At 74.5% G+C, this 24,510-nt stretch carries 24 protein-coding genes; 12 read left to right on the top strand and 12 right to left on the bottom strand.

Going from position 1 to position 24,510, the window contains the following annotated elements; genetic code table 11:
- The first annotated feature begins 35 nt into the window (after positions 1–35).
- Positions 36–1,316 carry an ROK family protein gene (locus ACIOD1_RS12550; RefSeq protein ID WP_401901891.1) on the top strand — a complete coding sequence of 427 codons (1,281 nt, stop codon included), beginning with the start codon at positions 36–38 and terminating at the stop codon, positions 1,314–1,316.
- 40 nt (positions 1,317–1,356) lie between these two features.
- Here the strand turns inward: ACIOD1_RS12550 and ACIOD1_RS12545 are convergent, their stop codons facing one another.
- The gene (locus ACIOD1_RS12545; protein WP_401901888.1) at positions 1,357–1,911 is read right to left on the bottom strand and encodes an ATP-binding protein; all 555 of its coding nucleotides are present in this window, start codon (positions 1,909–1,911) and stop codon (positions 1,357–1,359) included.
- A 198-nt stretch (positions 1,912–2,109) separates the two neighbouring features.
- Here ACIOD1_RS12545 and ACIOD1_RS12540 point away from each other — a divergent pair, with 198 nt between their 5' ends.
- Both ACIOD1_RS12540 and ACIOD1_RS12535 read left to right on the top strand, forming a co-directional pair.
- Positions 2,110–3,267, top strand: coding sequence for a PLP-dependent cysteine synthase family protein (locus tag ACIOD1_RS12540; RefSeq protein WP_365623653.1), 1,158 nt, complete (start codon positions 2,110–2,112; stop codon positions 3,265–3,267).
- 108 nt (positions 3,268–3,375) lie between these two features.
- A complete protein-coding gene (locus ACIOD1_RS12535) occupies positions 3,376–4,407 on the top strand; it encodes a hypothetical protein (RefSeq protein WP_401901885.1) in 1,032 nt (343 codons plus the stop codon).
- A 46-nt stretch (positions 4,408–4,453) separates the two neighbouring features.
- On the opposite strand, the gene ACIOD1_RS12530 is transcribed toward ACIOD1_RS12535, so the two are convergent.
- From ACIOD1_RS12530 to ACIOD1_RS12520, 3 genes are all read right to left on the bottom strand, one after another.
- Entirely contained in the window at positions 4,454–4,948 is a 495-nt protein-coding gene (locus ACIOD1_RS12530) for an SRPBCC family protein (protein WP_401901883.1), read from the bottom strand.
- 114 nt (positions 4,949–5,062) lie between these two features.
- Positions 5,063–7,567 carry a right-handed parallel beta-helix repeat-containing protein gene (locus ACIOD1_RS12525; protein ID WP_401901880.1) on the bottom strand — a complete coding sequence of 835 codons (2,505 nt, stop codon included), beginning with the start codon at positions 7,565–7,567 and terminating at the stop codon, positions 5,063–5,065.
- A gap of 161 nt (positions 7,568–7,728) precedes the next feature.
- Positions 7,729–8,340 (bottom strand): hypothetical protein, encoded by a 612-nt coding sequence (locus tag ACIOD1_RS12520; RefSeq protein ID WP_365623645.1) that lies wholly within the window; start codon positions 8,338–8,340, stop codon positions 7,729–7,731.
- Positions 8,341–8,735: 395 nt separating this feature from the next.
- Here ACIOD1_RS12520 and ACIOD1_RS12515 point away from each other — a divergent pair, with 395 nt between their 5' ends.
- Positions 8,736–10,076 (top strand): NAD(P)/FAD-dependent oxidoreductase, encoded by a 1,341-nt coding sequence (locus ACIOD1_RS12515; RefSeq protein ID WP_401901877.1) that lies wholly within the window; start codon positions 8,736–8,738, stop codon positions 10,074–10,076.
- Here the strand turns inward: ACIOD1_RS12515 and ACIOD1_RS12510 are convergent.
- The 4 genes from ACIOD1_RS12510 to ACIOD1_RS12495 all read right to left on the bottom strand — a co-directional run bounded on the left by ACIOD1_RS12510 (position 10,040) and on the right by ACIOD1_RS12495 (position 13,421).
- Positions 10,040–10,405, bottom strand: a complete 366-nt coding sequence (locus ACIOD1_RS12510; RefSeq protein ID WP_401901874.1) for a UBP-type zinc finger domain-containing protein — start codon at positions 10,403–10,405, stop codon at positions 10,040–10,042. The two genes, ACIOD1_RS12515 and ACIOD1_RS12510, sit on opposite strands and share 37 nt — an antisense overlap.
- Positions 10,406–10,475: 70 nt before the next feature.
- Positions 10,476–11,306, bottom strand: a complete 831-nt coding sequence (locus tag ACIOD1_RS12505) for an MOSC N-terminal beta barrel domain-containing protein (protein ID WP_365623639.1) — start codon at positions 11,304–11,306, stop codon at positions 10,476–10,478.
- A 153-nt stretch (positions 11,307–11,459) separates the two neighbouring features.
- Positions 11,460–11,978 (bottom strand): DUF6643 family protein, encoded by a 519-nt coding sequence (locus ACIOD1_RS12500; RefSeq protein WP_365623637.1) that lies wholly within the window; start codon positions 11,976–11,978, stop codon positions 11,460–11,462.
- Positions 11,979–12,224: 246 nt separating this feature from the next.
- Positions 12,225–13,421 carry a glycosyltransferase gene (locus ACIOD1_RS12495; RefSeq protein WP_401901871.1) on the bottom strand — a complete coding sequence of 399 codons (1,197 nt, stop codon included), beginning with the start codon at positions 13,419–13,421 and terminating at the stop codon, positions 12,225–12,227.
- A gap of 271 nt (positions 13,422–13,692) precedes the next feature.
- On the opposite strand from ACIOD1_RS12495, the gene ACIOD1_RS12490 reads away from it, so the two are divergent.
- From ACIOD1_RS12490 to ACIOD1_RS12480, 3 genes are read left to right on the top strand one after another with little or no spacing between them, the layout of a single operon-like run.
- The gene (locus tag ACIOD1_RS12490; RefSeq protein ID WP_401901868.1) at positions 13,693–14,493 is read left to right on the top strand and encodes a glutamate racemase; all 801 of its coding nucleotides are present in this window, start codon (positions 13,693–13,695) and stop codon (positions 14,491–14,493) included.
- Between the two features lie 40 nt (positions 14,494–14,533).
- Entirely contained in the window at positions 14,534–14,824 is a 291-nt protein-coding gene (locus ACIOD1_RS12485; protein WP_401901865.1) for a hypothetical protein, read from the top strand.
- Between the two features lie 54 nt (positions 14,825–14,878).
- Positions 14,879–16,165, top strand: coding sequence for a hypothetical protein (locus tag ACIOD1_RS12480; protein ID WP_365623629.1), 1,287 nt, complete (start codon positions 14,879–14,881; stop codon positions 16,163–16,165).
- A gap of 32 nt (positions 16,166–16,197) precedes the next feature.
- On the opposite strand, the gene ACIOD1_RS12475 is transcribed toward ACIOD1_RS12480, so the two are convergent.
- Complete coding sequence (locus ACIOD1_RS12475) at positions 16,198–17,184, bottom strand: ADP-ribosylglycohydrolase family protein (protein WP_401901863.1); 987 nt, start codon at positions 17,182–17,184, stop codon at positions 16,198–16,200.
- Positions 17,181–17,771: a TetR/AcrR family transcriptional regulator gene (locus ACIOD1_RS12470; protein ID WP_401901862.1), complete on the bottom strand. Its 591-nt coding sequence runs from the start codon at positions 17,769–17,771 to the stop codon at positions 17,181–17,183. The genes ACIOD1_RS12475 and ACIOD1_RS12470 overlap by 4 nt, the downstream gene beginning before the upstream one ends.
- Positions 17,772–17,849: 78 nt before the next feature.
- Here ACIOD1_RS12470 and ACIOD1_RS12465 point away from each other — a divergent pair, with 78 nt between their 5' ends.
- A complete protein-coding gene (locus ACIOD1_RS12465) occupies positions 17,850–18,959 on the top strand; it encodes an FAD-dependent oxidoreductase (RefSeq protein ID WP_401901860.1) in 1,110 nt (369 codons plus the stop codon).
- A gap of 92 nt (positions 18,960–19,051) precedes the next feature.
- On the opposite strand, the gene ACIOD1_RS12460 is transcribed toward ACIOD1_RS12465, so the two are convergent.
- Positions 19,052–19,813, bottom strand: a complete 762-nt coding sequence (locus ACIOD1_RS12460) for an alpha/beta hydrolase family protein (RefSeq protein ID WP_401901858.1) — start codon at positions 19,811–19,813, stop codon at positions 19,052–19,054.
- Positions 19,814–20,079: 266 nt separating this feature from the next.
- Here ACIOD1_RS12460 and ACIOD1_RS12455 point away from each other — a divergent pair, with 266 nt between their 5' ends.
- Genes ACIOD1_RS12455 through ACIOD1_RS12445 form a run of 3 tightly spaced genes read left to right on the top strand, consistent with a single transcriptional unit; the run spans position 20,080 to position 22,812 of the window.
- Positions 20,080–20,595, top strand: coding sequence for a hypothetical protein (locus ACIOD1_RS12455; RefSeq protein WP_365623621.1), 516 nt, complete (start codon positions 20,080–20,082; stop codon positions 20,593–20,595).
- 56 nt (positions 20,596–20,651) lie between these two features.
- Positions 20,652–22,271, top strand: a complete 1,620-nt coding sequence (lnt, locus tag ACIOD1_RS12450) for an apolipoprotein N-acyltransferase (RefSeq protein ID WP_401901856.1) — start codon at positions 20,652–20,654, stop codon at positions 22,269–22,271.
- A 37-nt stretch (positions 22,272–22,308) separates the two neighbouring features.
- Positions 22,309–22,812: an NUDIX hydrolase gene (locus tag ACIOD1_RS12445; protein WP_401901855.1), complete on the top strand. Its 504-nt coding sequence runs from the start codon at positions 22,309–22,311 to the stop codon at positions 22,810–22,812.
- A 95-nt stretch (positions 22,813–22,907) separates the two neighbouring features.
- Here ACIOD1_RS12445 and ACIOD1_RS12440 read toward each other — a convergent pair whose 3' ends face one another.
- Positions 22,908–23,342 carry a hypothetical protein gene (locus ACIOD1_RS12440; RefSeq protein WP_365623615.1) on the bottom strand — a complete coding sequence of 145 codons (435 nt, stop codon included), beginning with the start codon at positions 23,340–23,342 and terminating at the stop codon, positions 22,908–22,910.
- 443 nt (positions 23,343–23,785) lie between these two features.
- On the opposite strand from ACIOD1_RS12440, the gene ACIOD1_RS12435 reads away from it, so the two are divergent.
- Complete coding sequence (locus ACIOD1_RS12435; protein ID WP_365623613.1) at positions 23,786–24,493, top strand: helix-turn-helix transcriptional regulator; 708 nt, start codon at positions 23,786–23,788, stop codon at positions 24,491–24,493.
- Positions 24,494–24,510 lie beyond the last annotated feature (17 nt).

Below are 24,510 nucleotides of genomic sequence, written 5' to 3'. Positions count from 1 at the left end.
GTCCGAGACCTCCCGATCATGCGAGGATCCATGTCATGAACGGCAACGGGGCCCCGCCGCGGGTGGGGGACGTGACCACGGCGTCCGCACCGTCCGGTGGGCCCGCGGGCTCCACGCGGACCAAGCTGGAACGGGGTCGCGGCGCACTCGGCCCGGCCCTGGAACTCGTCCACACCGGCCGGGCCCCGACGCGCGCCGTCCTCACGGCGGAGCTGGGCGTCACCCGCGCCACGGCCGGGGCCGTCGCCGCCGAGCTGGAGGCGCTCGGCCTGATCCGGGTGGACTCCCGCCCCGGAGGCGCGGGCGGAACGCAGGGCAGGCCCTCGCACCGGCTCGCCGTGGACGAGAACGGCCCGGTGGCGCTGGCCGCGCAGGTTCACCCGGACGGGTTCAGGGCCGCGCTGGTCGGCCTCGGAGGCCGGATCGTGGCGACCGCGCCCGGCAAGGTCACCGTGTCCGCCGATCCGGCGCAGGTGCTGGGCGCCGTCGTCGGGGCGGGCGCCGCCCTCCTCGCGGAATCCGGGCGTCGCTGCGTCGGCGCCGGCCTCGCGGTGCCCTCGGCGGTCGCGGAGCCGGAGGGCACGGCGCTCAACCCGCTGCACCTGGCCTGGCCGGCGGGCGCCCCGGTACGGGCCATCTTCGCGCGGTGCGTGAAGGAGGCCGGGATCGACGGACCGGCCCTGACCGGCAACGACGTGAACCTGGCCGCGCTCGCCGAACACCGCCACGGCGCGGGCCGCAGCGCGCAGCACCTGCTGTGCGTGGCCACCGGGCACCGCGGGGTGGGCGGGGCGCTGGTGCTCGACGGCCGGCTGCACAGCGGGAGCGCGGGCCTGGCCCTGGAGGTCGGCCACCTCACCGTCAACCCGGAGGGCCGGGCCTGCCACTGCGGCGGCCGGGGCTGCCTGGACGTGGAGGCCGACCCGCTGGCCTTCCTCACCGCGGCGGGCCGCACGCCCGGCCCCGAGGTGTCGCTGCTCCAGCAGGCCCGTGACCTGCTGCGCGAGGAACCCGCCGAGCCGGCGGTACGGGCGGCCGTCGAGGAGCTGATCGACCGGCTGGGGCTCGGCCTCGCGGGCTTGGTCAACATCCTGAACCCGGACCGGATCATCCTCGGAGGACTGCACCGCGAGCTGTTGTACGCCGACCCGGAGCGGCTCCGCGCGGTGGTCGCGGACCGCAGCCTGTGGGGGCGCAGCGGGGGCGTGCCGATCCTGCCCTGCACCCTCGACCACAACAGCCTGGTGGGGGCGGCGGAACTGGCCTGGCAGCCGGTGCTGGACGACCCGCTCGGCGCCCTGGGGGCGGCTGCCTGAGGGCTGCGGTCCCGGCGGCGGGGTGGAGGGCCCGGGGAAGTCAGCCGGGCCCGGCACCGGCCGGGACGGGCTCCGGCACGCCTGCGGGGACGGCCCGCGGGTCCACGGCGGCGAGCACCGGGTGCGGGGACTTCCGTACGGACTCCTCCTCCGCGCCGATGCGGACCGTACGGCACGGCGCCGCCGGGGCGGGGGCGGCCCGCAGCGAGAACCACACGATCTTGCCGGGGCCGTCCGGATGGGGCCGGACCCCCCAGGCCTCGCTGAGCGCCGCGACGAGGGCCAGCCCGCGCCCGGAGGTCTCCAGCGCGTCGGCCTGCGCCTCCCGCAGGACGGGCAGCCGCGGATCCCCGTCGTGGACGGAGACGGTGATGCGGCCGAGGCGGAGTTCGATCTCGACCGTGCACACCTGGTCGGGCCGCGCGTGGCGGTGGACGTTGCTGAGCAGCTCCGTCACCCCGAGCGCGGCCCGGTCTATGAGCGGGTCGAGCTGCCAGTGGCGCAGTTGCGCCGCGACGATTCTGCGGATCTGGCCGATCCGGGCGGGCAGGGCCTGCAGTTCCACGACGCAGTGCCTGCGGGAATGACTGATCACGGCTGCGACTCCCCGACATCGGTGTTACGGGTGCTGCACCCACGGTGAGACTCCACCAGGGTCACCCGCGGTGACGCACCCTGCAACCGAATGCGACCGAAAGCGATCCGAGGAGAAACCCAAAGGAACTGTTTGCGCAGGTGAGGGGGGTACATTGCGAAAGCAGGGGGTCGCGGAACCGACAGAGGAGCAAGGCGCATGAGCACTACCGGTAGCACCGGCAAGACCGGCGAGGTCGCGGCCGCGCCGTTGACCACCGTGGACGTGGACCGCAGCGACGCGGACTACCGCGCCTGGCTCAAGGAGGCCGTCCGCAAGGTCCAGGCCGACGCCAACCGCTCCGCCGACACCCACCTGCTGCTCTTCCCGCTGCCCGAGGAGTGGGGCATCGACCTCTACCTCAAGGACGAGTCCACGCACCCCACGGGCTCCCTGAAGCACCGCCTGGCCCGCTCCCTCTTCCTGTACGCGCTGTGCAACGGCTGGATCCGCCCCGGCCGCCCGGTCATCGAGGCGTCCAGCGGCTCGACCGCCGTCTCCGAGGCCTACTTCGCCAAGCTGATCGGCGTTCCCTTCATCGCCGTCATGCCGAAGACCACCAGCCCGGAGAAGTGCCGCCTCATCGAATTCCACGGCGGAGAGTGCCACTTCGTGGACGACTCGATGAAGATGTACGAGGAGTCCGCCGAGCTGGCCGCCCGCACCGGCGGCCACTACATGGACCAGTTCACCTACGCGGAGCGCGCCACCGACTGGCGCGGCAACAACAACATCGCCGAGTCGATGTACCAGCAACTGCGCCTGGAGCGTTACCCGGAGCCCACGTGGATCGTGGCGACGGCGGGCACCGGCGGCACCTCCGCGACGATCGCGCGCTACGTGCACTACATGCAGCACGACACCCGCATCTGTGTCCCGGACCCGGAGAACTCCTGTTTCTTCGACGGTTGGACCCGCGACGACCCGCACGCGAGCAGCGACTGCGGCTCGCGCATCGAGGGCATCGGCCGCCCCCGGATGGAGCCGAGCTTCGTCCCGGGCGCCATCGACCGGATGATGAAGGTCCCGGACGCGGCGAGCGTCGCGGCCTGCCGCGCTCTGGAGTCGGCCATAGGGCGCAAGGCGGGCGGCTCCACCGGTACGGGCGTGTGGAGCGCGCTGAAGATCATCTCGGAGATGGTGGCGGAGGGCCGCAAGGGCAGTGTCGTGACCCTGCTGTGCGACCCGGGCGACCGCTACCTGGACAAGTACTACTCCGACGAGTGGCTCGCGGCGCAGGGCATGGACATCGCCCCGTACGCCCGAACCATCGAAACCCTCCTGGCCACGGGCGACTGGCGCGAACCGGGGGCGTGAGGACGGGGGCGTGAGGGGCGGGGCGCCGGGCCGGCTCCCCCGGCCGGGGGAGGCGGATCGTTCCGGCGGCCGATGCCACCGCGTCGTGGTCGATGCGACGTTCGGAACATGACCGGTGTCGGACGGACGATGACGGCGCGCTGGAGCGCGTGGTGGCAGCGATGGCCGCGATGGGCGGCCGGGGCGACGGTGCTGTGGGCGGTGCTGTACGCCGGGTGGGGCCTGACGTGCGCGCTGAACGGAACCCCCTTGCTCTCCCACGGTGGTGGCCCCGGGGCCACCGGGCCGGCGTGGGCGGTCGTGGCGATCGGTGTCCTGGGGGCGCTGGTCGGCGGGGCGGTGGTGCGGTTCGGGCTGCTGCCGGCGCTACGGGTGCTGCTCCGGGTGGTGTGCGGGCTCGCCGCGATCACGGCGTTCAGCCTGCTGATGGACGTGATCACGCTGATGCTCGGTCAGGGAGTGGACAGCCGGGCCGCCGCCGTGACCAAGGCCCTGGCGGCGGTCGGGGCGGTCCTGCTCGCGGCCACGGCCCGGTCCGACCGCCTGCCCGCCGGTGACACCGCCCGAGCGCCGTCCGCCGCACCGCGGCCCGTGCAACTCGCCGCCTGGGCGGGGACACTGGCCTTCGTCCCGTACGCGGTGATGAAGCTGGTCTGGGCGTCGGGCGGCACGTTCGCGGGGATCAGCGGCGCGGAGATGCTCGCGGTCTCGGAGCGGAACGGCGCCTCGGGGATCTTCCTCACCCTGGAGTCCTGGGGTCTGGACCCCACCGCGCTGCTGGCCGTGCTCGGCGTCTTCCTGCTCTGGGGGCTGGTCCGTCCGTGGGGGCAGGTCTTCCCGCGCCGGACGCTGTTCCTGCGCGGCCGACGGGTGCCACGGTGGCTCCCGCTCGCCCCCGCTCTGCTCGGCGCCGCGACGCTCGCCCCGTACGGCGTCGTGGGGATCGGATACCTGGCCCTGGCCACGGTCGGCGCGGTGACCGTACGGCGCGGCGACCTCCACTCCCCGGGCGCCGCGCTGTTGGTCGGTTGGATCGGGATGGTCGCCTTCGCCGTCTACGGCGTCACCCTGACCATCGCGGCGCGCTCGTACTGGCTCCGGAGCCGCCCCACCGGCCGGACGGGCGGCAACTCGCAGTAGTCACCCCACGCTACGCCGACGGCGCGGCAGAGACGGCCGAGGCCGTCTAGCCGCCGCTGCGGGTCGTCAGGCGGGTGTCCAGGGTGCGGACGGCGGTGCGGAAGGAGTGGCCGAGGGCCGGGCGGGCGGCGGTGAGGGCCAGGCGGAAGGCGGTCGGGCCGTCGCAGGCGAAGGTCCAGCGGATCAGCGTGGCAGGGGAGTCGGCGCCCCCTACCGGGGTCAGCAGCCACTCCTCCAACAGGGCCCGCATGCCGGGCGCGTTGGTCTCGTCGACCCGGTACGCGTAGCGCTGCCCCGGATCGGCGGCCATGATCGTCTCCTGGAACCGGACCCCGCCCATCAGCTTGACCTCCCGGCCCGCGCCGCCCCCGGTCGGCCGAGCGAGGGTCACCGCCCGGAACCAGTCCGGCCAGCCCGTCACCTCCTCCGCGAGCGCCCGGTACACGGCTTCCGGGGTCGCCGAGGCGCGAGCGGTGTAGACCAGACGGACCGGGGCGGTGTCGGCGAAGTCCAGCCCGACGGGGCGGAGTCGGCGGGTCATGGTGGAACCCCCTGGGGGTGCGGCGTGCGTGCGTACGGACGGCGGTGCCGCGTCACCATAGCCGGCTTCGCGCCCGTTGTCCGCACCGGAACGCCCCCGGATCGGCAGGGGCGGTCAGCAGGGCGCCGGGGTCACCGCCGACACCGCGACCCCCGGGAGCGCCGGAAGGTCCGGGAGGTCCGCGGCGAACAACAGGGTGAGGTCGTCCGTGGTCGGCTCGGCCAACTGCGCGACCCGGCCCGCGTGCCGCTCCACCATCGACTCGAAGGTCTGGCGCGCCGTGCGGCCGTTGCCGAAGGCCGGCCCCTTGGGAAGCTCCGTGAAGTACGTCAGCAGAGCCTCGACCGTGCCCTCGCCCAGCCGGTACTCGTGCTCCTCCGTCTGCTGCTCCACGATCCGCAGCAGTTCCCCGGGCCCGTAGTCGCCGAAGGTGATGGTGCGGGAGAAGCGGGAGGCCACTCCCGGGTTCACGGTCAGGAACCGGTCCATCTCCGCCGTGTACCCGGCGACGATCACCACCACCGCGTCCCGGTGGTCCTCCATCAGCTTCACCAGGGTGTCGATGGCCTCCCGGCCGAAGTCCCGCCCGGAGTCCTCAGGCGCCAGCGCGTACGCCTCGTCGATGAACAGCACTCCGCCCCGGGCCCGGTCGAAGGCCTCCTGCGTACGGATCGCCGTGGAACCGATGTGCTCGCCCACCAGGTCGACGCGCGACACCTCGACCAGGTGCCCGCTCTCCAGCACCCCGAGGGAGGCGAGGATCTCCCCGTACAACCGGGCCACGGTGGTCTTTCCCGTGCCCGGCGAGCCCGTGAAGACCAGGTGCCGGCGGACCGAGGCCGCCTTGAGCCCCGCCTGTTGACGCCGGCGGCCGACCTCGATCATGTCGGTGAGCGCCCGGACCTCCCGCTTCACGCTGTCCAGTCCGACCAGCGCGTCCAGGTGCCCCAGGACCTCGCCCGAACCGCGGGCGGTGTCGGCGGCCGCGGACGTGTCCGCCGGGCCGTTCGCCTCCCGCGTGGCGGCGCGGGGAGCGGGCACCCCGGAAGGCGGTCCGGCCGGGCCCTGCGCGGCCGTCACCGTACGGATCCCCGGGCGGTCCCCGGCCGGCGCGCCCCCGGCGGCTCCCGCCCGGGCGGCCAGTCGGGGACCCGACTCGTCGCTCGTGCAGCCTTCGGCGAGCGGGCCGTCCTCGGCGAACTCGTAGCCACCGCGCGCGCAACGCTCGGTGTGACACTTGGTGATGGTGGTGCGGCAACCGTCGATCACGTGGAAGCCGAAGCCGGAGCTGCCGCTCACCCGGCAGGCCGTGAAGGTGCCCCGGCCGCCCGCCGACACGTAGAACCCGGCCTCGGCGGGGGAGGTGACCGTGCACCGCTCCAGCGTGGGATCGGCGCCCTTCGTGACGATCACCCCGGTCTGCACGTTGTCGATCGTGCAGTTGGCGAGGGTGCCGCCGCTGCCGTGGTCCCGGAACCAGGCCCCCGTGCCGGCCTCGCGGATCCGGCAGTCGTCGAGCTGCGCGGTGGCGCCGTCGCTCACGGACACGGCCGTGTTGCGGACCTGGGACAGGTCGCTGTCGACCACGTCGGCGCGCGAACCCCGGTCCAGTACGAACAGTGCGTCCGGCACGTCGTGCACGCGGCAGGAGTCCAGGGAGGCGGTGGCCCCGTCGCTGATCCACACCGCCGGATAGTCGCCCGTGCTGTCGTGGATCTCGCAGGACTCGGCATCGACCCGGGTCCCCGGATCCCACACCGACAGGCCGTTGCGCCCGAAGCGGCGGACGGTGGTGCGGCTGAGCGTGAGGACCGAACGGGACCGCAGGTCGATCGCGTTCTCGGGGATGTCGTGGATGTCGCAGCCCGCGAGGGTCAGCACCGCGTCGGTGTCCAGGGTGACCCCGTCGGCGGAGGTGCGGTGCACCGAGCAGTCGGTGAGGCGGGCCGAGGCGCGGGCGGCGATCTGCACACCGGTGCCCTTGATCTCGTACACCTCGCAGCCCAGCGCCTCCAGCCCGGAACCCTCCCCGGTGACCGAGATGCCCGCGCCCGTGGCGTGGTGGATGCGGCAGCGCTCCAGCCTGGGGTGCGCGCCGCCGCGCACCGCGACCCCCGCCTGGCCGGCGGCCACCACCTCGCACTCCTCGAAGACCCCGCCGCCGCCGTCGAGGACGGAGATCCCGACTCCGGCCGGATTCTCCACCGTGCACCGGCGCACCAACGGGCGGGCCCCGCCGCGCACCTCGATGCCCGAGGCCGACCGGGTGAGCACGCGCAGGTCGGTGAACTCCGGGGAGCCGTCCTCGACGAGCAACGCGGGCGCCGCCCGGTCCGCCCCCTCCAGGTAGAGGTCCTGGACCACGGCCGAGGCCCGCACCGTCAGCGCGACCCCGTCCAACGGGGCGATCCGCACGGAACCGGCCACCGCGCCCTCGGGCCCGCGCAGGGTGACGGCGTGCCGCAGGATCAGGTTCTCCCGGTAGGTGCCGGGGGCGACGGACAGCACGTCACCGTCACCCGCGGCGGCCAGCGCGGCGGCCAGCGTCGGATACTCACCGGAGCGCCGCCGCCACCGCGAGGCCCCGCCGTGCGTCACCTGGACCGTGCCCTGAGCCATGGTGCTGTCGTACCCCCACCCTCGTACTCGCGCTGCCGAAGCGGCGGATGTTGCTGATGCGGCCCCCGCGTCCCGAGTGACCGGAGTCCCTCCAGTGGTCGACGCGACCGAACGGCCTGCGGATCCCACCGTAGCGCGCGCGGGGCCGGTGGGTTGCCAGGTCAGTTGCCCGCGCCCGCCCGGCCCCAATCGGGCCCGGCCGCCGCCCACGCGCGGTCCAGACGGATGTACCGCCGATGCATGAGCCGGCGTACGACCAACCGCCGCAGCATCTCCACCAGCGCGGCCGCCCCCAGGGCCGCGGCCAGTCCGACCATCCCCGCGTGGAAGGAGGCGGCGGACGGGTCCAGCGGCTGCCCGACCACCCGCCCCCGCGTATCGGTCCATATGCGGAACCGGTCACCCGCGTGGGGCGGTTCCTCCGCCGCCGGTACCGTCCCCTGGTGGCTGCTGCCGTCGGGCGCGGTCCAGGAGGCCACGATCTGCGTCCGCTCCGGCGCCTGGCGCTGGGCGGAGGGATCGGTGGCCGCCCCCGCCACGGGCACGGCCGTCGGCCGCACCACCACGGCCGGCACGAGGTGCCGCTCGTGCTGCTGTGCGCTCGCGGCCCTCTGGAGCGTTCCGTCCACCGCCAGGCCGGAGACACAGCCCACGGCGGGCGCGAGCAACAGCAGGCACGCCAAGGCGGCGAAGGCCACCCACGCCTCGAAGAGGTCGGTTCGACGGCGCAGCGGATTGCGCCGCCAACGCCACACACCCATAGCTGTCCACACGGCCGGCTCCCCCTGCCTCTGCCCGTTCCCACTCCGCCTTTTCCCGCTGTCCGTGCGTCCCAGCCTCCCGCATGCGCGCGGGACGCGCATTCCGGGACGCGCGAGACGTGGATCACCCGATCCGGTGCTCGTCTCCCGGAGAGAGGGCGCCACGTCCTGACCGTTCCAACGGCCGTGCCCCGTCGGTTGGTTCCTCAGAGGGACAGGAGCCCCTCGAAGGTGTTGCTCCGTTCCCCCGCCACGTCCCCCTTCCCCGTCACGTCCGCCTCCCGCGCTTCGCTTCCCTCCCGGCCACCCTCGCCGCATCCGGCGGCCCGTGCCCGGCCGAAGAGGACGACAGGAGCAAGACTGGGAAGAGCCGGGCCAGAGGCGCGCAGCACGACGAAGGGAATCCCATGGACACGTCCCGAAGGGGGCGGCGAGCCCCCGTCCTCGTGGTCGGCGCCGGTCTGGCCGGGCTGGCGTGCGCCGCCGACCTCGCGGCGGCCGGGGTGGAGGTCTCGCTCCTGGAGGCCGGCGACCAGGTGGGGGGCCGGATGCGCACCGACGTCCGCGACGGCTTCCGGCTCGACCGCGGCTTCCAGGTCTTCAACACCTCCTACCCCCAGGTCAAACGCCGCGTGCGGCTGCGCCGGCTCGGCCTGCGGCCCTTCACCCCCGGCGCGCTGGTGCACACGGCCGACGGCGAACGGATCCGCTACGGCGACCCCACCCGGCGCCCCGCCGACGCCCTCGCCCTGGTCACCGGAGGCCGCCTGTCCCCGACCGGGGCCGCCACCCTTGGCGCGCTCACCGCCCGCGACCTGCTGTTCCCCGCCGGCCTGCTGCGCCGGATGCCCGACACCAGCACCCGGGCCGCGCTGCGCGCCTGGGGGCTGCCGGAAACGCTGGTGGAGGAGTTTCTGCGGCCCTTCCTCGCCGGGGTCTTCCTCGAAGACGATCTGGAGACCTCCAGCCGGGTCTTCCACCTGTTCTGGCGCAGTTTCCTGCGCGGAACCCTGACCCTGCCCGCCGAGGGCATCGGGGCCGTGCCCCGGCAGCTCGCCGAGCGGCTCCCGCCCGGCTGCCTGGAACTGGACACCCCCGTCACGGCGCTCACCGACGGGGGAGTCCTGGTGGCGGACGGGACCGAGCGCGAGGCGTCCGCGGTCGTGGTCGCCACCGACCCGGCCACCGCCGCCCGGCTGCTCCCCGGGCGTCCGGCCACGCCGACCCGTACCGTCACCACGTACCACCACGCCTGTCCGCGCTCGCCCCTTCGGGAACCGACGCTGCTGCTCGACGCCCGCGGGAGCTTCCTCAACACGTGCGTCCTGACCGAGGTGGCGCCCACCTACGCGGCGGACGGCCGCGCCCTGGTGGCGACGTCGGTGCTCGGCGAGGACTCGCCCGAGCGGCGTCGGTCCCTGCTCGGGGCGCTGTCGCAGGCGTACGGGACGGACGCGGGCGCCTGGGAGCCGGTGGCCGCCCTCACGGTGCGCGGCGCACTGCCGGCGATGCCCGCGCCCTGGCCGCTGACCCGGCCGACGCGCGTCGCCGAGGGCGTCCACCTGTGCGGGGACCACCGGGCGACGGGTTCGGTCCAGGGGGCTCTCGCCTCGGGCACCCGGGCCGCGCGCGAGGTGCTCCAGACCCTCCGTTCGGGTCGGTCGGGGCAGGCGGGTCGCTCGGGGCAGTTGGGTGAGACGGGTGAGACGGGTCAGACGGGGTCGGCGGGCGGCGCGGGGACGAGGTAGAGCTCGTCGGCGTAGCACCAGGCCCAGCGCGCGCCTTCCTCGGCGGAACGGGCCAGGACGTGACCGCTGCGTTCGGCGTGGGCCCAGGCGTGCTTGCCCCGCGAGCTGTCGCAGCAGCCCACGTGCCCACAGCTCAGGCAGACCAGCAGCCGTACCCAGGTCCCGCCCGAGGCCAGGCACTCCGCGCAACCCGCCGCCGTACCGGTGGCCGTGGCCGTGGCCGGGGGGCGGGGTGCTCCGGCCGCATGGGGGCAGGTGCGGCCCCCGTTCGGCCGTCCCGGGTCGGGGGCCTCGATCCAGCCGGGCCCCGCTCCGTCGGGTTCGTTCATGCCGCCTCCTCGGGAAGAAACAGGAAGACAGGAAGACAGGAAGACTGGCGGCCAGGGGACCGGGAAGTCCCTACTCCAGGACGCGGACCTCGTCGCCCACCCGGATCGTCCCCAGGGTGATCGGGACCATTTGGCGACCGAAGGCCAGTGATTTGCCGATCCGGCGGTGGCGGGCCAGTGTCTTGAGGGGTTCGCGGCCGCGTTCGGCCGTCCGCTGGTCGGTGGTGGTCACGATGCAGCGCCCGCACTCGCGCACCCCACGGAAGACGGCGTCGCCGATCGCGATCCGCCGCCAGCCGTCCTCGGCCCAGGCCGCGAGGTCCTCCCCGCCCACCACGAGGTTGGGGCGGAACCGGTTCATGGGCAGCGGGCCCTCCGCCGGATGCTCGCCCTGCGCGATCAACGCGTTGAGGGCGTCGAGCGAGGCCGCGGAGGCCAGGAGCAGCGGATAGGCGTCGGCGAGGCTGACGGTCTCGCCGGGCAGCGCGTAGTCCGGGTCCACGGGGCGGCGCACCGCCGGGTCGTCGAGGTGGACCAGCCGCGCCCCTCTGCCGAGGTAGGCGCTGAACCAGTCGGCGGCAGCGCGCGAGGCGACCACCGTCTCGACCTTCTTGCCGAACAGGACGACCGGCTCCAGCGGCCCCGGCTCCGGCACCTCCACGATCAGCCCGTCCATCCCGGGGCCCGACAGGGCGATCCGCCCGCCCCCCAGCGGACGCGCGGAGGCGAGCGCGAGGCGGGCCTCCTGGCGTTGGGTGAGGATCGCTCCCTCGGAGTCGACCACCGCCCAGCGCCGGTCCCCGGACAGCCCCCAGGGCTCCACGGTCATCTCGTCGGGGGCGACCCCGGTCAGTGACTTGACGGGATGGACGTGGAGGGACCGGACGTACGGATTCGGCATGGGGTCATTTTGCCGGCACCCGGAACCCGGCACCCGACTTCCGGTACCCGACCTGCGTCACCCGGGTTCCGTCACCCGGGTTCCGGCATCCGGGTTCCGGCATCCGGTCGACGAGGTCCCCGCGCCCCCGGGGACCTCGGCGTGACCCGACCGTCAGTAGCCGCGCCCCTGCTGGTACTGCTGCCGGCCGTACGGGTCCTCGTACGAGGGCACCGCGGCGGCCGTCTGGACCGGGCGCGGGGCGGCCGGCCGCATGGCCTCGTAGCCGGTCCCCGCGGCCATCGGACGGGGCTGCTGGGGCTGCGGCTGCGGCATGTACCCGCCGCGGACCGCGACCGGCTGCTGCTGCGGGATGTACGGCGCGGGCGCGTGCTGCAGCGGCATCGGCTGCTGCTGGTACTGCGGCGCCTGCTGCTGCTGGGGGTACCCGTACGCCGGCGCGGCCTGCTGGTGCGACATCGCGGGCGGGAGGGCGGGCATGGAGGAGGCGAGGGCCGGCAGGTAACCACCGCTCGAGTAACCGGCACTGGGCGACTCGTAGGCGGCCGGGACGCGGATCGGGGCGATCTGCGGAGTGCCGCGTTCGGCGACGAGGGAGTCGTAGATGGGGGTGTCCGTGAAGGAGGGCGCGGAGTAGTAACCGCCGCCATAAGTGGAGCGGGGGGAGGTCATGGGACCTAAGTTAAGCCCACGACTTCACGGGGTCCATAGCGAGGTGCCGTCAACACCGCCCTGACCTGCATATTCCCAGGTCAGGGCCCCAGCTTTCACTTGACGTTCACGTGCACGATTCATCACTTCCGCCCCGCCTTGTTCCCACTCGTACCCACCACATGGTGCCTGCACCCATGTGTCGCTGACGCAGCGTCACAACGCGGTGACCTCGGATGACGCCCTTTCAGCGGGTGGGGGCGCGTTTCACGCGTCGCCGGGCCGGGCATATGTCCGGCCCTTCCAGGCCGCCCCGCGCCCCCGGTAGTGCTGGACGGCCGAGTCGACGGTCATGAGGAGATAGAGCAGCGCGGTCAGGGGGAGCAGCGGCGCCAGGGCGGCGGGCTGCCCGTAGTGGCGCACCATCGGCAGGTACGTGCCGGCCATCAGCAGCCACGCGAGGCCGCCGGCCCAGGCGAGGGCGGGCCGGCCGGCCGCGAGCCCGGCGACGAGCGCGGCCGGCGGCACGAGGTACACGAGGACGAGCCCGGCCACCGTCCCCGCCAGCAGGACCGGCCGGTGGCGCAGTTGGGCGTAGGCGCTGCGCGACACCATCCGCCAGAGGTCGGCCAGGTCCGGGTACGGGCGCACGCTCTCCGCCCGCTCCGCCAGCCCGAGCCAGATCCGGCCGCCGTGGTCCTGGACGGCGCGCGCGAGGGACACGTCGTCGATGACGGCCTGCCGGATGGAATCGGGGATCCCGGCGCGGACGGCGGCATCGGTGCGCAGCAGTACGCAGCCGCCCGCCGCGGCGGCGGTCCGGGAGGCGGGGCTGTTGATCCGGCGGAAGGGGTAGAGCTGGGCGAAGAAGTAGACGAACGCCGGGACGACGAGCCGCTCCCAGAACCCCGCGACGCGCAGCCGGGCCATCTGGGAGACCAGGTCGAGGTCGGCGGAGGTCGCGGCGGCGACCAGCTCGCGGAGGCTGTCGGGCGCGTGGGCGATGTCGGCGTCGGTGAGGAGGAGGTACTCGGGGCCGGCACCGGGGCCGGCTCCGACATCGGTCGTACGGGTGTCACGGGCGTGGGCGATGCCGTGGCGCAGGGCCCACAGCTTCCCGGTCCAACCGGGGGGAGGCTCGGGCGGGGAGACGACCGTCAGCGGCAGGCCGGGGCGCTCGGCGGCGAGGCGGCGGGCCAGCGCGGCGGTGCCGTCGGAGCTGCCGTCGTCGACCAGGATCACCCGGGCCGCGCCGGGGTAGTCCTGGGCGAGGAGCGAGGGGAGGCTGAGGGGGAGCACCTCGGCCTCGTCCCTGGCCGGGACGACGACGGCCACGGACGGCCAGCGGGCGGGGTCGGTGCGCGGGGGGAGCCGGACGTCGGTGCGCCAGAACATCCCCTGGGCGAGGGCGAGCCAGAGCCAGGCGGTGAGGGAGGCGCAGGCGGCGATCAGGAGGGGGCCCATGGGGGGAGTGTGTCGAAGCCCGCGGGCCATGTCGCGCGTCCGGGCCGCGTGTCTGTCCGCATCGCGCGTCCGGGGCGCGTGTCCGGGGCCGGGGTTCGAAACGGGCCTCGGGCGGGGGTTCGGGGCGGGGGTTCGGGTCCGGGGTCCGGGCCGGTCGGGGCCGTGTGGGTCTGTGTCGGGGTGCGCGTTCGACGCCTGCGTCGTGGGCCGACGTCCGTGCCGGGTGCGAGGCGGCGGAGGTCGGTGGGGGGCGGTCGATTAAGGTGACCAGGTGAAGATCGCCCTCATGGACTCGGGAATCGGCCTCCTCGCGGCGGCCGCCGCCACGCGTCGGCTGCGGCCCGACGCCGATCTGCTGCTGTCCTCCGACCCCGACGGGATGCCCTGGGGGCCCCGTACGCCCGCCGATCTCACCGAGCGTGCCCGCGTCGTGGCACGGGCCGCCGCCGCGTTCCGCCCCGACGCGCTGATCGTGGCCTGCAACACCGCGTCCGTGCACTCCCTGGACACCCTGCGTGCCGAGCTGGAGCCCGGGGTCCCCGTCATCGGGACCGTCCCGGCGATCAAGCCCGCCGCGGCCGCCGGCGGCCGGATCGCGATCTGGGCCACCCCCGCCACCACCGGCAGCCCCTACCAGCGGGGGCTGATCCGTGAGTTCGCCGCCGGGGCCCGGGTCACCGAGGTCCCCTGCCCGGGGCTCGCCGACGCCGTCGAGTACGGGGACGAGGCCGCCGTCGTACGGGCCGTCGCCGCCGCCGCCGAGCTGACCCCGCCGGACGTCACCGACGTGGTGCTCGGCTGCACCCACTACGAGCTGGTCCGGGAAGTCATCCGGGCCGCCCTCGCCGCCCGTACCGGGGGAGCCGAGCCGATCTTCCACGGATCCGCCGAGGCCGTCGCCGTCCAAGCCCTGCGCCGCATCGGCGTCGCCCCCGAGCCGGGGCTGCCCCGTACGGGCGGACTGACCGTCCTGCACAGCGGCCGCCCCTCCGAGCTGTCGGCCGCCGCCCTGGGCTACGCCGAAGGGCGGCTCCTCGCGGGTCGGCAGCGGGACGCGGCCGTCGGGCGGTGACGCCCGAGGACTCCGCCCTCGCGGAGGTCCGGCGCCCGAGTTGTTCCGCGCCGGGTGGACCGTGGAGCGGATCCGGTCCGTCTCGCGGGACCTGAGCGCGACCGTGCTGTCGCCGGACCGGATCGTCCTCGTCGAGTCCGCCGTGGCCGGGGCCGGGGGTGCGGCGGCCGGGTACGCGCGTCTGCGACCCGCCGTGATCCTCGCGTTCCACGACCTGTGCCTCGTCCAGGAGGAGGACGAGTGGTACATGGGTCAGCTGAACACCGATGGCTCGGTGGTCTGTTGGGCCTCCTACGGCTCCGACCTGGAAGCGGCGCTCCGTGCGCTGTGAAGCGGTGCGCACGGCCCGTTCCCCGGGGGCTTGAGCGCTCGCATACTGGTCCGTGTGACCGCCTACGCCAAGCACCTTCCCACCGGGACGGCTCCGGCAAGTGACCTGCGGACATGGGGAGTTCCCCTCGCGGAACGGTGGTCCCGGGCTCGGGCGCCGCTCTTCTTCGCGCCCGCCGGCGGGAGTTGGGTGCTCGGCGCCCTGGTCGTCCTCGCGTTCGTACTGATCCTCGGGGACGAGGGCGCGGGTCCGGCGGGCGGCGCGGACTGGCGGTATTACCCGGACGCCGTGCTGCTCGCCGCCCTGCCGCTGTGGTTCCGCCTCCTGCCCGCGGCGACGGCGGTCTCCGCCGCCCTGCTCGCGGTGGAGGCCGCGCTCGCCCCCGCCGCCCGGACCGCACCGCACACCGCCGGGCGGACCGGCGCGCTCCTGGTGTGCGGGCTGTCCCTGTGGGCGTTGACCGGAGCCCTGCTGCGGCTGCGGGCCCGCCGGGCCCAGGAACGGCCGGTGCTGGAGGCGGCCGGGCCGGCCCGCTTCCCGCTCCCGGAGCGGCTGCCCGTCGGGCACCGGCGGCGCGGACTGCCCTGGATCCCGCTCGGCGCCCTGCTCTGCCTCTTCGCCGTGCCGGTCCTCCTCGCCGCCCTCGGTGCGAGCGCCCCGGGCGACGCCGTCGACGGGCAGCGGATCGCCCTGCTCCCGCTGGTCCTGGGGACGACCGCGCTGGGCCGGGGGTCGGCCGCCGCCCTGGCCGCCCGGAGGTTGCGCGGCCGGCCGCAGCCCGCGCTGATCGTCGGGATACGGATCGCCCCCTCCGGGCACCACTGGATCCTCCCGGACGCCGACACCACCTCCGGGCGCCCGCTGGTCGCCTTCCGGCCCGGCGGCCGGGACACCCTCACCGAGGTGCGGCTGCTCTCGGGCGGCGCGGGCGCCGTCGCGGGGCGACCCCCGCGCGGGCTCCACGACATCGACGCGCGCGCCGAGCCCTTCGAGGCGGTGCTGTACGGGGTCCCCCGCGAGGGCGCCGAGGTCCTCCTCGAATACGCCGTCCATGAGGGCCGCCACATCGGTTCCTCACTGACGGCGGTCCCGCTCCTGCCGCGCCGCCGCCACCGCTTCGACCAGTGGAACCCGGCCGGGGTCTCCCACCGCGACACCACCGCGAGCCGCCTGGCCCGGGCGGCCGAGCGGCGCCGGGAAGCGGAGGCCCGCAGGCGCGAGGAGCAGCGGCGCGGTCGGGCCGAGGGCGGGGCGGCCGCGACCGCCGGCGGGTGCGGGGGCGGCGACGGCGGCTGCGGGGGAGGGAGCTGCGGTGGGTGCGGGGGCTGCGGATGCGGCTGAGGCGACCCCTGCGGCGTGCGTGCAAGCACGCCTCACCCCGCGGCGAGGCGCTCGGCCAGCCTCCGCAGGTCCTCGGCGTCGAGGACCCGGCCACCGGAGCCGGGCAGCGGTACGTGCAGCGGGGCCGTCCACCGCTCGGGGACGGCGGCGCGGCCGTACACGGCCCCGGCGAGGGTTCCGGTCACGGCGGCCACGGTGTCGGTGTCCCCGCCGAGGTCCACGGCGGCCCGGACGGCCCGCGCGAATTCGGTGGTGGTCCGCAGCGCCCACACCGCCGAACCCAGGCAGGGCCACACGGCCCCGTTGAACTCGGTGGCCATGTCCGGGTGCCAGGCGGGGTCCAGGACACGGGCGTAGCGCTTGCGGTGCTTCGGGTGCACCGCCTCCAGCGTCGCGGGGAGGGCGGACAGGGGGTCGTCCCCGTCGAGTGCCACGCGGACCAGTTCGTGCAGGACGGCGGTGCCTTCCCAGGCGGCCCGGTCGCCGTGGGTGAGGGCCGCGATCCGGCGGGCGGCGTCCATGGTGGCCTCGCGGCCCGCGGCGGCGAAGTACACCGCCGAGGTGGCGGCCCGCATCAGTGAACCGTTGCCCGCCGCGCGCGCGTTGACCTGGAAGTGCAGGGCCGCGGCCAGGTCCCAGGCCTCCCCGCTCGTCAGGACGTCCTCGGTCTGCAGGCCGATGTCCTTGGGGTCGGAGGCCGCCCAGCGGCGGAACCGCTCGAAGATGTCCGGGAGTTCGAGCCCGCCGTGGTCCAGGAGCGATTCGCCGACCAGGACCGCCATCTGGGTGTCGTCGGTGGCCTCGCCCGGATCCCAGCCGCCGCCCCCGCGCATCTCCTCGCCCCGCGCGGCGAGTTGTCCCGCCGGGCCGAACTCGTACGGCGCGCCGAGCGCGTCGCCGACCGCCGAACCGACCACGGCCCCCACGGCCCGGTCGAGCCGGTCGGGTCGCGCGTCGGGCCCCGGCGCAGGTCGTACGTCGGGTCGTACGTCGGCCGGTACGTCCGGCTGTTCCTTCATCGGGGCTCCTCCGGGCAGAGGGAGGTCAACAGGTTCCGGGCGAAGGCGTCCGGGTCGTCGAGGCCGGCGGCGGCGAGGGTGGTGGGCGCTCCGGCCAGGAGGTGGAGGAGCGCCCCGTGCAGGGCGAGGGTGAGCGCGCGGACCCGGTCGGGGTCCGCCGGCAGGCCCGCGCCGGCCAGGAGGTGCCCGTGCGCCGCGAAGTCGCCGGCGCCGATCGGGTCGAGCAGGGCGGCCAGCCAGGGCCGCCGGGCGGCCTCGGTCTGCAGCTCCAGGTAGGCGAGCATCCGCGCCCGGCCGGGTCCGGCCACGTCCCGCAGCAGGGCGGCGAGGAAGGTCGCCAGGGCGTCCCGGTCGCGCGGGCCCGGTCCGGCGCCCGCGAGGGAGGCCGTGCGTTGGCGGTACTGCTCCAGGCAGCGTTCGGCCACGGCCCGCAGGAGCGCGTCGCGGGTCGGGAAGTAGTTCTTGGCGGTGCCCGGCGGTACGTCGGCGGCCGTGTCGACGGCCCGGTGGGTGAGCCCGCGCGCACCCGCCGCCGCCAGTACGGACACGGCCGCGTCGCCGAGCCGATCCCTTCGATCCTGATTCACATTGCCAGCATAACCACACCCGTGGTACCACAGATGGGGTACCACGGATGTGGTGATGCGAGGGGACGGGAGAACGCGATGGAACGGTGGGGTTCACGCGGGAGCGGCGACGAGGGCCGACGAGCCGAGGAAGCCGGGGACCCGGGAACCGCCGTCGTGATCGGAGCGGGCGTCGCCGGACTCGCCACCGCGATCGGCCTGCGCCGCGCGGGCTGGGCCGTCACCGTCCGCGAACGCCGGCCCGCCCCCGACCGCTACGGCACCGCCTTCGGGATCCACCCCACCGCCCAAGCCGCCCTCGACCGGCTCGGCCTCGGGGACGCGCTGCGGGCGCGCGCGGTCCCGTACCGGCACGCGCGGATCCGCCGCCCCGACGGGAAGGTGCTCGCCGCGCTTCCCCTCGAACGGGTCGAGCGCAAGGCCGGACGCCCCGAACTCCTCGTGTCCCGGCCGCACTTGGTCGACGCGCTGCTGACCGAACTCGACCGGCTCGGCGGCCCCGCCCCTTCCTACGGGCAGCCGCTCACCGAGGATCCGGCGGCGCTCGACGCCGATCTCGTCGTCGGCGCCGACGGCATCCACAGCGCCGTGCGCACGTCTCGCCCGGTCCGCTTCGGCGCTCCCGACCGGGTGCGGAGCCTCGACACGGCGGCCTGGATCGGCATCGCCGACTTCGAGACGGAAGAGTACGGCGAGACCTGGGGCGACGGCCGCTTCTTCGGGGTGACCCCCGTCGAGCCCGGCCGCACCAACTGGTACGCCGCCGTTCCCGCCGCCACCACCGCGGAGGAACTGCGGGACGCGTTCGCGGGGTGGCACGACCCGATCCCACCACTTCTGGGCGCCACCGACCCGGACACCTGGATCCGCTACGAGCTGCGCCACCTGTACCCCGCGCTGCGCGGCTTCGTCGCCGACGGCCGCATCGCCCTCGTCGGGGACGCGGCCCACGCCATGACCCCCAACCTCGGCCAGGGAGCCTGCACCGCCCTCCTCGACGCCGAGGCCCTCACCCGCGCCGTCGCCGCCCACGGCAGGGCCGGGTTGCCCGCCGCGCTGTCCGCGTACGACTCCGAACGCCGACGCAGCGCCCAGCGGGTCGCCCTCGGTTCCCGGACCCTGCACCGCTTCGTGAAGACCCGCCGCCCCGCACTGCGCGACGCCCTGATCGGACTCCTCCCCGGCTAGGCGCCGTCATCAAAGGCTCGTCGGGCCCCTCACGGCCGGGCCCCGGCAGCGGCGCCCGGTGGGCGGGGGCCGGACGCCGCTGCCGCTCACCTTCAGGCCGTCGAGGCGACCGACCGGCCGAGGTGCCGGGCGAAGAAGCGGGTCGCGCTGTCGGCCTCCAGCCGGGGGTCGACGTGCTCGCCGGCGATGGCGTGCAGCGTCTTCTCCTTCGAGGCGAAGGCGTCGAACAGCGCGAGGCTCGTCGCGCGCGGGACGCGCTCGCTGTCCCAGTGCATGGAGAACTCGATCGGGACGGTGATCCGCCGCGCCGCCTCGCACAGGGCGTCGGCCCACATCATGCCGAAGACGGCGGCCGTGATCCTGGGCTCGGCCGCCACCAGCGGCACCCCGATCGCGGTGCCCATGGCGATGCCGACGTAGCCCACCGGCCCATCGGCGCCGATCTCGGGGAGTTCCTGAAGGGCGTCGAGGGTCGCCCGGTACTCGGGCACGGCGAGCTCCGCCAGGCGGGCGTTGTACGGGACGACGATCGGGGCTTCCGGCGCGCCGGTCGCCTGCGCCTCGCGCAGCGCGGCGATGTCCCGCTCGTCGTGCGCGGTGCGCGGCCGGTCGCCGTGACCGGGAGCGTCGAGGACGGCGACGTGGAAGCCGCAGCCGGCCACGAGGAGCTGTGCCCGGCCCACCATCGCCCGGTGCTTCTTGTGGGCGCCCCCACCGTGGCCCATCAGGACCAGGGGCGCGCGATCGGCGCCGGCGGCCGGCGACCAGAGGACTCCGGGGACCCCGTCCACGGTGAAGTCGCGCTCGACGATGCCGTTCGAAGACGACTCGGCGGTGAACTGCGGAGAATGCATGGGTGTTGCCTTTCGGGAGTGCCTGTTGTCGAGGCGCTCCCGGCGACACCTACGTCAATCGCCCGACCGTGACGGCAAGGGGGAGCACCCACATCGATACGGCGTTCATGGGTCCCACCTCCTCAGACAGCGTCGCGGTCGACTGGAAAGTAGCAGCCCGACCGTCCCGCCTCCAACCCCTTTTCCCACCGCTGATCACGACTCCGGCTGGGGTCGGCCGGAGTCGTCACGGTGGCGGGTGCGGCGAAGGTGGGTACGCTCTGGACATGACGGTTCACCCCCCGGGTCCCCTCTGGACGGGCCGGGCCTCCAACCGCGTGCAGTGGGTGCTCGCGGCGGCCGGTGCCGCCTTCATCGCGCTCGGCGTCGAGCTCGCCGTCGACAACGCCTGGGGCTCCGGCTCCGCCCCGTTGTTCATGTCCGTGATCGGCTGTCTCGCGGCGGGGCTCCTGATCCTCTACGGAACCCTGGCCTTCGTGCACGTGGCCGTCACGGTCGACTCCCAGGCCGTCGACGTCCGCTGCGGCCACATGGGCCTCCCGCGCCGCACCATCCGCCTGACCGAGGTCACCGACGCCGAGTTCCTGCCCCGCGTCACCCCGCAGCAGTGGGGTGGCTGGGGCTACCGGTGGCGGCCCGAGAAGGGCACCGCCGTCATCGTCCGGCGCGGCGAGGCCGTGGTCCTGCGGCTCGGGGACGGGAAGGCCTTCACCTTCACCGTGGACGACGCCGAGAACGCCGTCCGCGTCATCCGCACCCACCTGCGGGCCCTCGCCCGCTGAGCCGCGCCCCGGCCGCCTTACCGGGGCCCGGCGTGCGGGGACGTACACTCCGCCAGATGAGCAGCAGTGTCACCCGCGCCGCCGAGAGCGAGCCCCCGCGGCCCGTCGAGCGTGCCGGACGTACGGATTCCGAAGCCCCGGCCGCCACCGGCTCCGCCCGCAAGGGCGCCTGGTTGGCGCGGCCCGCCCTCGCCGCCCTCGCGGGGGTGCTGCTCTACCTCAGCTTCCCGCCCCGCCCCCTGTGGTGGCTGGCCCCCTTCGCGCTCGCGCTGCTCGGCGGCTGCCTGCGCGGACGGCGGGCCCGGGCCGGCTTCGGGATCGGGTTCGTCTTCGGGCTGGGCTACCTGCTGCCGCTGCTCGTCTGGACCAGCGAGGGCGTCGGCCCGGTGCCGTGGATCGCGCTCGTCACCCTCGAAGCCCTCCTCATCGGCCTCACCTGCCTCGGCATCAGCCTGGTCGGCCGGTTGCCCGCCTGGCCCGTGTTCGCCGCCGCCGTGTGGGTGGCGGGCGAGGCCCTGCGCGCCCGCGCCCCCTTCGGCGGCTTCTCCTGGGGCAGGCTCGCCTTCGGGCAGGCCGACGGGGTCTTCGTGCCGCTCGCGGCCCTCGGGGGCACCCCGCTGCTGTCCTTCGCCGTCGCCCTGTGCGGATTCGGGCTCTACGAGGCCGCCCGCGTCGTACGCGGCCGGCCCGCCCGGAGCGCCGCCGTCCTCGCCGTCCTCACCGTCGTGGCGCCGATCGGGGCGGGCCTCGCCGCCCGCCCGCTCGTCTCCGACGCGGCCGAGGACGGCACCGCCGTCGCCGCGGTCATCCAGGGCAACGTGCCGCGCGCCGGCTTCGACTTCAACGCCCAGCGCCGGCAGGTCCTCGACAACCATGCCAAGCGCACCCTCCAGCTCGCCGAGGACGTCAAGGCCGGTCGCGCCCCCCGGCCCGACTTCGTCGTCTGGCCGGAGAACTCCTCCGACATCGACCCGTACACCCAGCCGGACGCCTACGCCGTCATCGACAACGCGGTCAAGACCATCGGCGTGCCCGTGGCGATCGGCTCCGTACTGGCCCCGGAGACCGGGCCGCTGCGGAACACGATGATCTTGTGGGACCCGGTCAAGGGCCCCGTCGACACCTACGACAAGCGCAAGATCCAGCCCTTCGGCGAGCGCATCCCGATGCGGTCCTTCGTCCGGCTGTTCAGCTCGGACGTGGACCGGGTGCGCCGTGACTTCGGCCCCGGCAAGGAGCCCGGCGTCTTCGACATGGCGGGCTCCGGAGTCGGCATGGTCACCTGTTACGAGGCCGCCTTCGACGACGCCGTCCGTTCCACCGTGCGGGCCGGGGCCCAGGTCATCGCCGTCCCCAGCAACAACGCCACCTTCGGCCGCTCCCAGATGACCTACCAGCAGCTGGCCATGGACCGGATCCGGGCCGTGGAACACAGTCGGACCGTGCTCGTCCCCGTCACCAGCGGGGTCAGCGCCGTCATCCGGCCCGACGGCACGATCGTCGAGCAGACGAAGATGTTCACGGCGGACGCCCTCGTCACCGAGATCCCGCTGCGCTCCACGCAGACCCCGGCCACCCGCTTGGGCCCGCTGCCCGAGTACGCGCTGGTTCTCCTGGCCGCCGGCGGGTTCGGGGCGGCCTTGTTCCGCCGGATTCGCGCCCGCCGGGCCGCATGAGGACGGTGTCCGCCGCGTGCCCTCGTAGGGTCGGGCCATGACCACACCCGATTTCATCCGCGCCATCCGTGCCGGCGCCGGACAGTTGCTGCTCCTGCTGCCCGGCGTCACCGCCGTCGTCTTCGACGACCGGGGCCGGGTGCTCCTCGGGCGCAGGGCCGACACCGGACGCTGGTCGGTGATCGGCGGTATCGCGGAACCGGGGGAGCAGCCCGCCGACACAGCGGTGCGCGAGGTCTTCGAGGAGACCGCGGTGCGGTGCGTTCCCGAACGGGTCGTCCTCGTCCAGATGCTGGCGCCGATCACCTATCCCAACGGCGACCACTGCCAGTTCCAGGACATCACCTTCCGCTGCCGGGCCACCGGCGGCGAGGCGCGCTCCGCCGACGGGGAGCTGCTGGAGGTGGCCTGGTTCGAGACGGACGCGCTGCCGCCGCTGGAGCCGTTCGCCCTGGAGCGCGTACGCCGTTGCCTGCTGGACGAGCCCACCTGGTTCGAGGCTCCCACCGCCGCGCCGGAGCCGGAGCCGGCCGACGGCTGACGACCGACGGCTGACGGCCACCGGCGGGCGATCGACCCCGAGCGCCGCTCCGGGACCCCCGTGGCCCCGGAACGGCGCGAGCGGGACGTGGTCGGTCAGCCGTTGACGGTGAGGCGGGAGGCGCCGCCGTTGATCTCGATGGCGCCGGACAGGGTCGGGACGGTGGCCACCGCGCCGGCCGAGGCGCCGTTGCCGGCGTTGCCCCCGACCCAGCCGGAGGCGACGTAGTTGCCCCGGCCGTTGCGCAGGGTGACGCGGAAGACGCCGCTCTTGTTGGAGTAGCCGTTCACCCAGCTGTTGCCGTCGCGACCGCGGTGGACGGCGACCCAGTCGCCCTTGTACCAGGACGAGCCGTTGTAGGCCATCGTGCACTGGATGTCGTCGTAGGTCTGCTCCGGCGGGCAGCTGCGGACGGCGGTGACCCCGGTGGTCCCGGTCTCCGAGGCCGTGGCGGCCGAGGCCGAACCGGCGGCCGGCAGGCCGGCGAGCAGGGCGGTGGTGGCCAGGCCGAGCATGATTTTCGTGCGCATGATGCGGAACACCTTCCGTGGAAGTCGAAATCCTGGGCCGTTCGACATTCTTCGGCGCCGAGCGTCGAGTGTCGAAAGCCTCGAACGGCCCGTGCCGAGTGCCTGATCAGCATGGGCGGCCGGGGAAGGGATTGCATTGTAAGAATGCGACACGATTCGGAATTCATAGTTCCGACTCTTTTCGCGGCCCGGGAAATGGCCTGTACGTTCGCGTCAAGATGGCGCAAGACCGTGTTGTCGCTCTGTGGGGCCAGGGTCATGATCGACTGTGCATGATCACCTCGATTCCGGCCATTTACCCGTTCGAGAGGCACGCGTCTGTCATGTCCGACCCTGGAAAAGCATCTCCGCACCTGCTCTTTCGACCGACGGCGGCATTGGCCGGAATCGTCACCGAGTATTCCGGCTACGCCTATTACGGAAACTCGGTCCGTACTCGCCTCGTGATTCCCAATACCGTCGCCACCATCAATTTCGGCTTCGCCGCCCCCGTCCACACCGAATCCGTGTCCGGTGAGCGCCCCTACGGGGCCGGTCTCTCCCGGGTCGACCTGCCGACCACCCTCGCCGTCAGGGCGGAGCACGTGGGGGAGGTGCGGGGAGTCGTGGTGCGGATGCGGCCCATGGGCGCGTACGAGCTCTTCGGCATGCCCATGTCCGAGTGGGGCGAGCCGCAATTCGACCTCTCCCACCTGCTGCCCCGCTCCCTGCGCCACCTGCCGGAGCAACTGGAGGCCGCCGACCCGGACCGGCGGGGCCGCGTCCTGGACACGCTGCTCGGAGAACTCCTGGGGCGGGGGCCGTCCGTCGCCCCCGAGGTGCGGTGGGCCTGGCACGAGTTGCACCGCACCCGCGGCCGGATCCGCGTGAACCGGCTGGCCGCCGGAGCCCTGGTGAGCGTCCGCCACCTGGAACGCCGCTTCAGGGAGCAGATCGGCCGCTCGCCGGGCGAGATCGCCCGCGTGCTGCGCTTCACGCACGCTCTGCGGTTACAGGCCCGGGGACTGTCCCTGGCCGCCGTGGCCCGGCTCGCCGGCTACCACGACCAGGCCCACTTCAATCACGTGGTCAAGGCCACCACCGGCCTCACCCCGACCCAGCTGCCCCAGTGCCACCAGCTCGCCTGGAGCGCGGAGCCCGAGACCCCGTGAGCGGCTCGGAGCGCGGG

Source organism: Streptomyces sp. NPDC088097 (assembly GCF_044741845.1).
GTDB lineage: Bacteria > Actinomycetota > Actinomycetes > Streptomycetales > Streptomycetaceae > Streptomyces.
This window is presented reverse-complemented; position numbering and strand designations above follow the sequence as displayed.

Excerpts from the sequence above, each read along its gene's own strand:
- ACIOD1_RS12550 (WP_401901891.1), top strand. The coding sequence starts at position 36 with ATGAACGGCAACGGGGCCCCGCCGCGGGTGGGGGACGTGACCACGGCG.
- ACIOD1_RS12510 (WP_401901874.1), bottom strand. The coding sequence starts at position 10,405 with ATGAACGAACCCGACGGAGCGGGGCCCGGCTGGATCGAGGCCCCCGAC.
- ACIOD1_RS12515 (WP_401901877.1), top strand. The coding sequence starts at position 8,736 with ATGGACACGTCCCGAAGGGGGCGGCGAGCCCCCGTCCTCGTGGTCGGC.
- ACIOD1_RS12535 (WP_401901885.1), top strand. The coding sequence starts at position 3,376 with ATGACCGGTGTCGGACGGACGATGACGGCGCGCTGGAGCGCGTGGTGG.
- lnt (WP_401901856.1), top strand. The coding sequence starts at position 20,652 with ATGAGCAGCAGTGTCACCCGCGCCGCCGAGAGCGAGCCCCCGCGGCCC.
- ACIOD1_RS12500 (WP_365623637.1), bottom strand. The coding sequence starts at position 11,978 with ATGACCTCCCCCCGCTCCACTTATGGCGGCGGTTACTACTCCGCGCCC.
- ACIOD1_RS12505 (WP_365623639.1), bottom strand. The coding sequence starts at position 11,306 with ATGCCGAATCCGTACGTCCGGTCCCTCCACGTCCATCCCGTCAAGTCA.
- ACIOD1_RS12455 (WP_365623621.1), top strand. The coding sequence starts at position 20,080 with ATGACGGTTCACCCCCCGGGTCCCCTCTGGACGGGCCGGGCCTCCAAC.
- ACIOD1_RS12530 (WP_401901883.1), bottom strand. The coding sequence starts at position 4,948 with ATGACCCGCCGACTCCGCCCCGTCGGGCTGGACTTCGCCGACACCGCC.
- ACIOD1_RS12460 (WP_401901858.1), bottom strand. The coding sequence starts at position 19,813 with ATGCATTCTCCGCAGTTCACCGCCGAGTCGTCTTCGAACGGCATCGTC.
- ACIOD1_RS12440 (WP_365623615.1), bottom strand. The coding sequence starts at position 23,342 with ATGCGCACGAAAATCATGCTCGGCCTGGCCACCACCGCCCTGCTCGCC.
- ACIOD1_RS12525 (WP_401901880.1), bottom strand. The coding sequence starts at position 7,567 with ATGGCTCAGGGCACGGTCCAGGTGACGCACGGCGGGGCCTCGCGGTGG.
- ACIOD1_RS12495 (WP_401901871.1), bottom strand. The coding sequence starts at position 13,421 with ATGGGCCCCCTCCTGATCGCCGCCTGCGCCTCCCTCACCGCCTGGCTC.
- ACIOD1_RS12540 (WP_365623653.1), top strand. The coding sequence starts at position 2,110 with ATGAGCACTACCGGTAGCACCGGCAAGACCGGCGAGGTCGCGGCCGCG.
- ACIOD1_RS12475 (WP_401901863.1), bottom strand. The coding sequence starts at position 17,184 with ATGAAGGAACAGCCGGACGTACCGGCCGACGTACGACCCGACGTACGA.
- ACIOD1_RS12465 (WP_401901860.1), top strand. The coding sequence starts at position 17,850 with ATGGAACGGTGGGGTTCACGCGGGAGCGGCGACGAGGGCCGACGAGCC.
- ACIOD1_RS12445 (WP_401901855.1), top strand. The coding sequence starts at position 22,309 with ATGACCACACCCGATTTCATCCGCGCCATCCGTGCCGGCGCCGGACAG.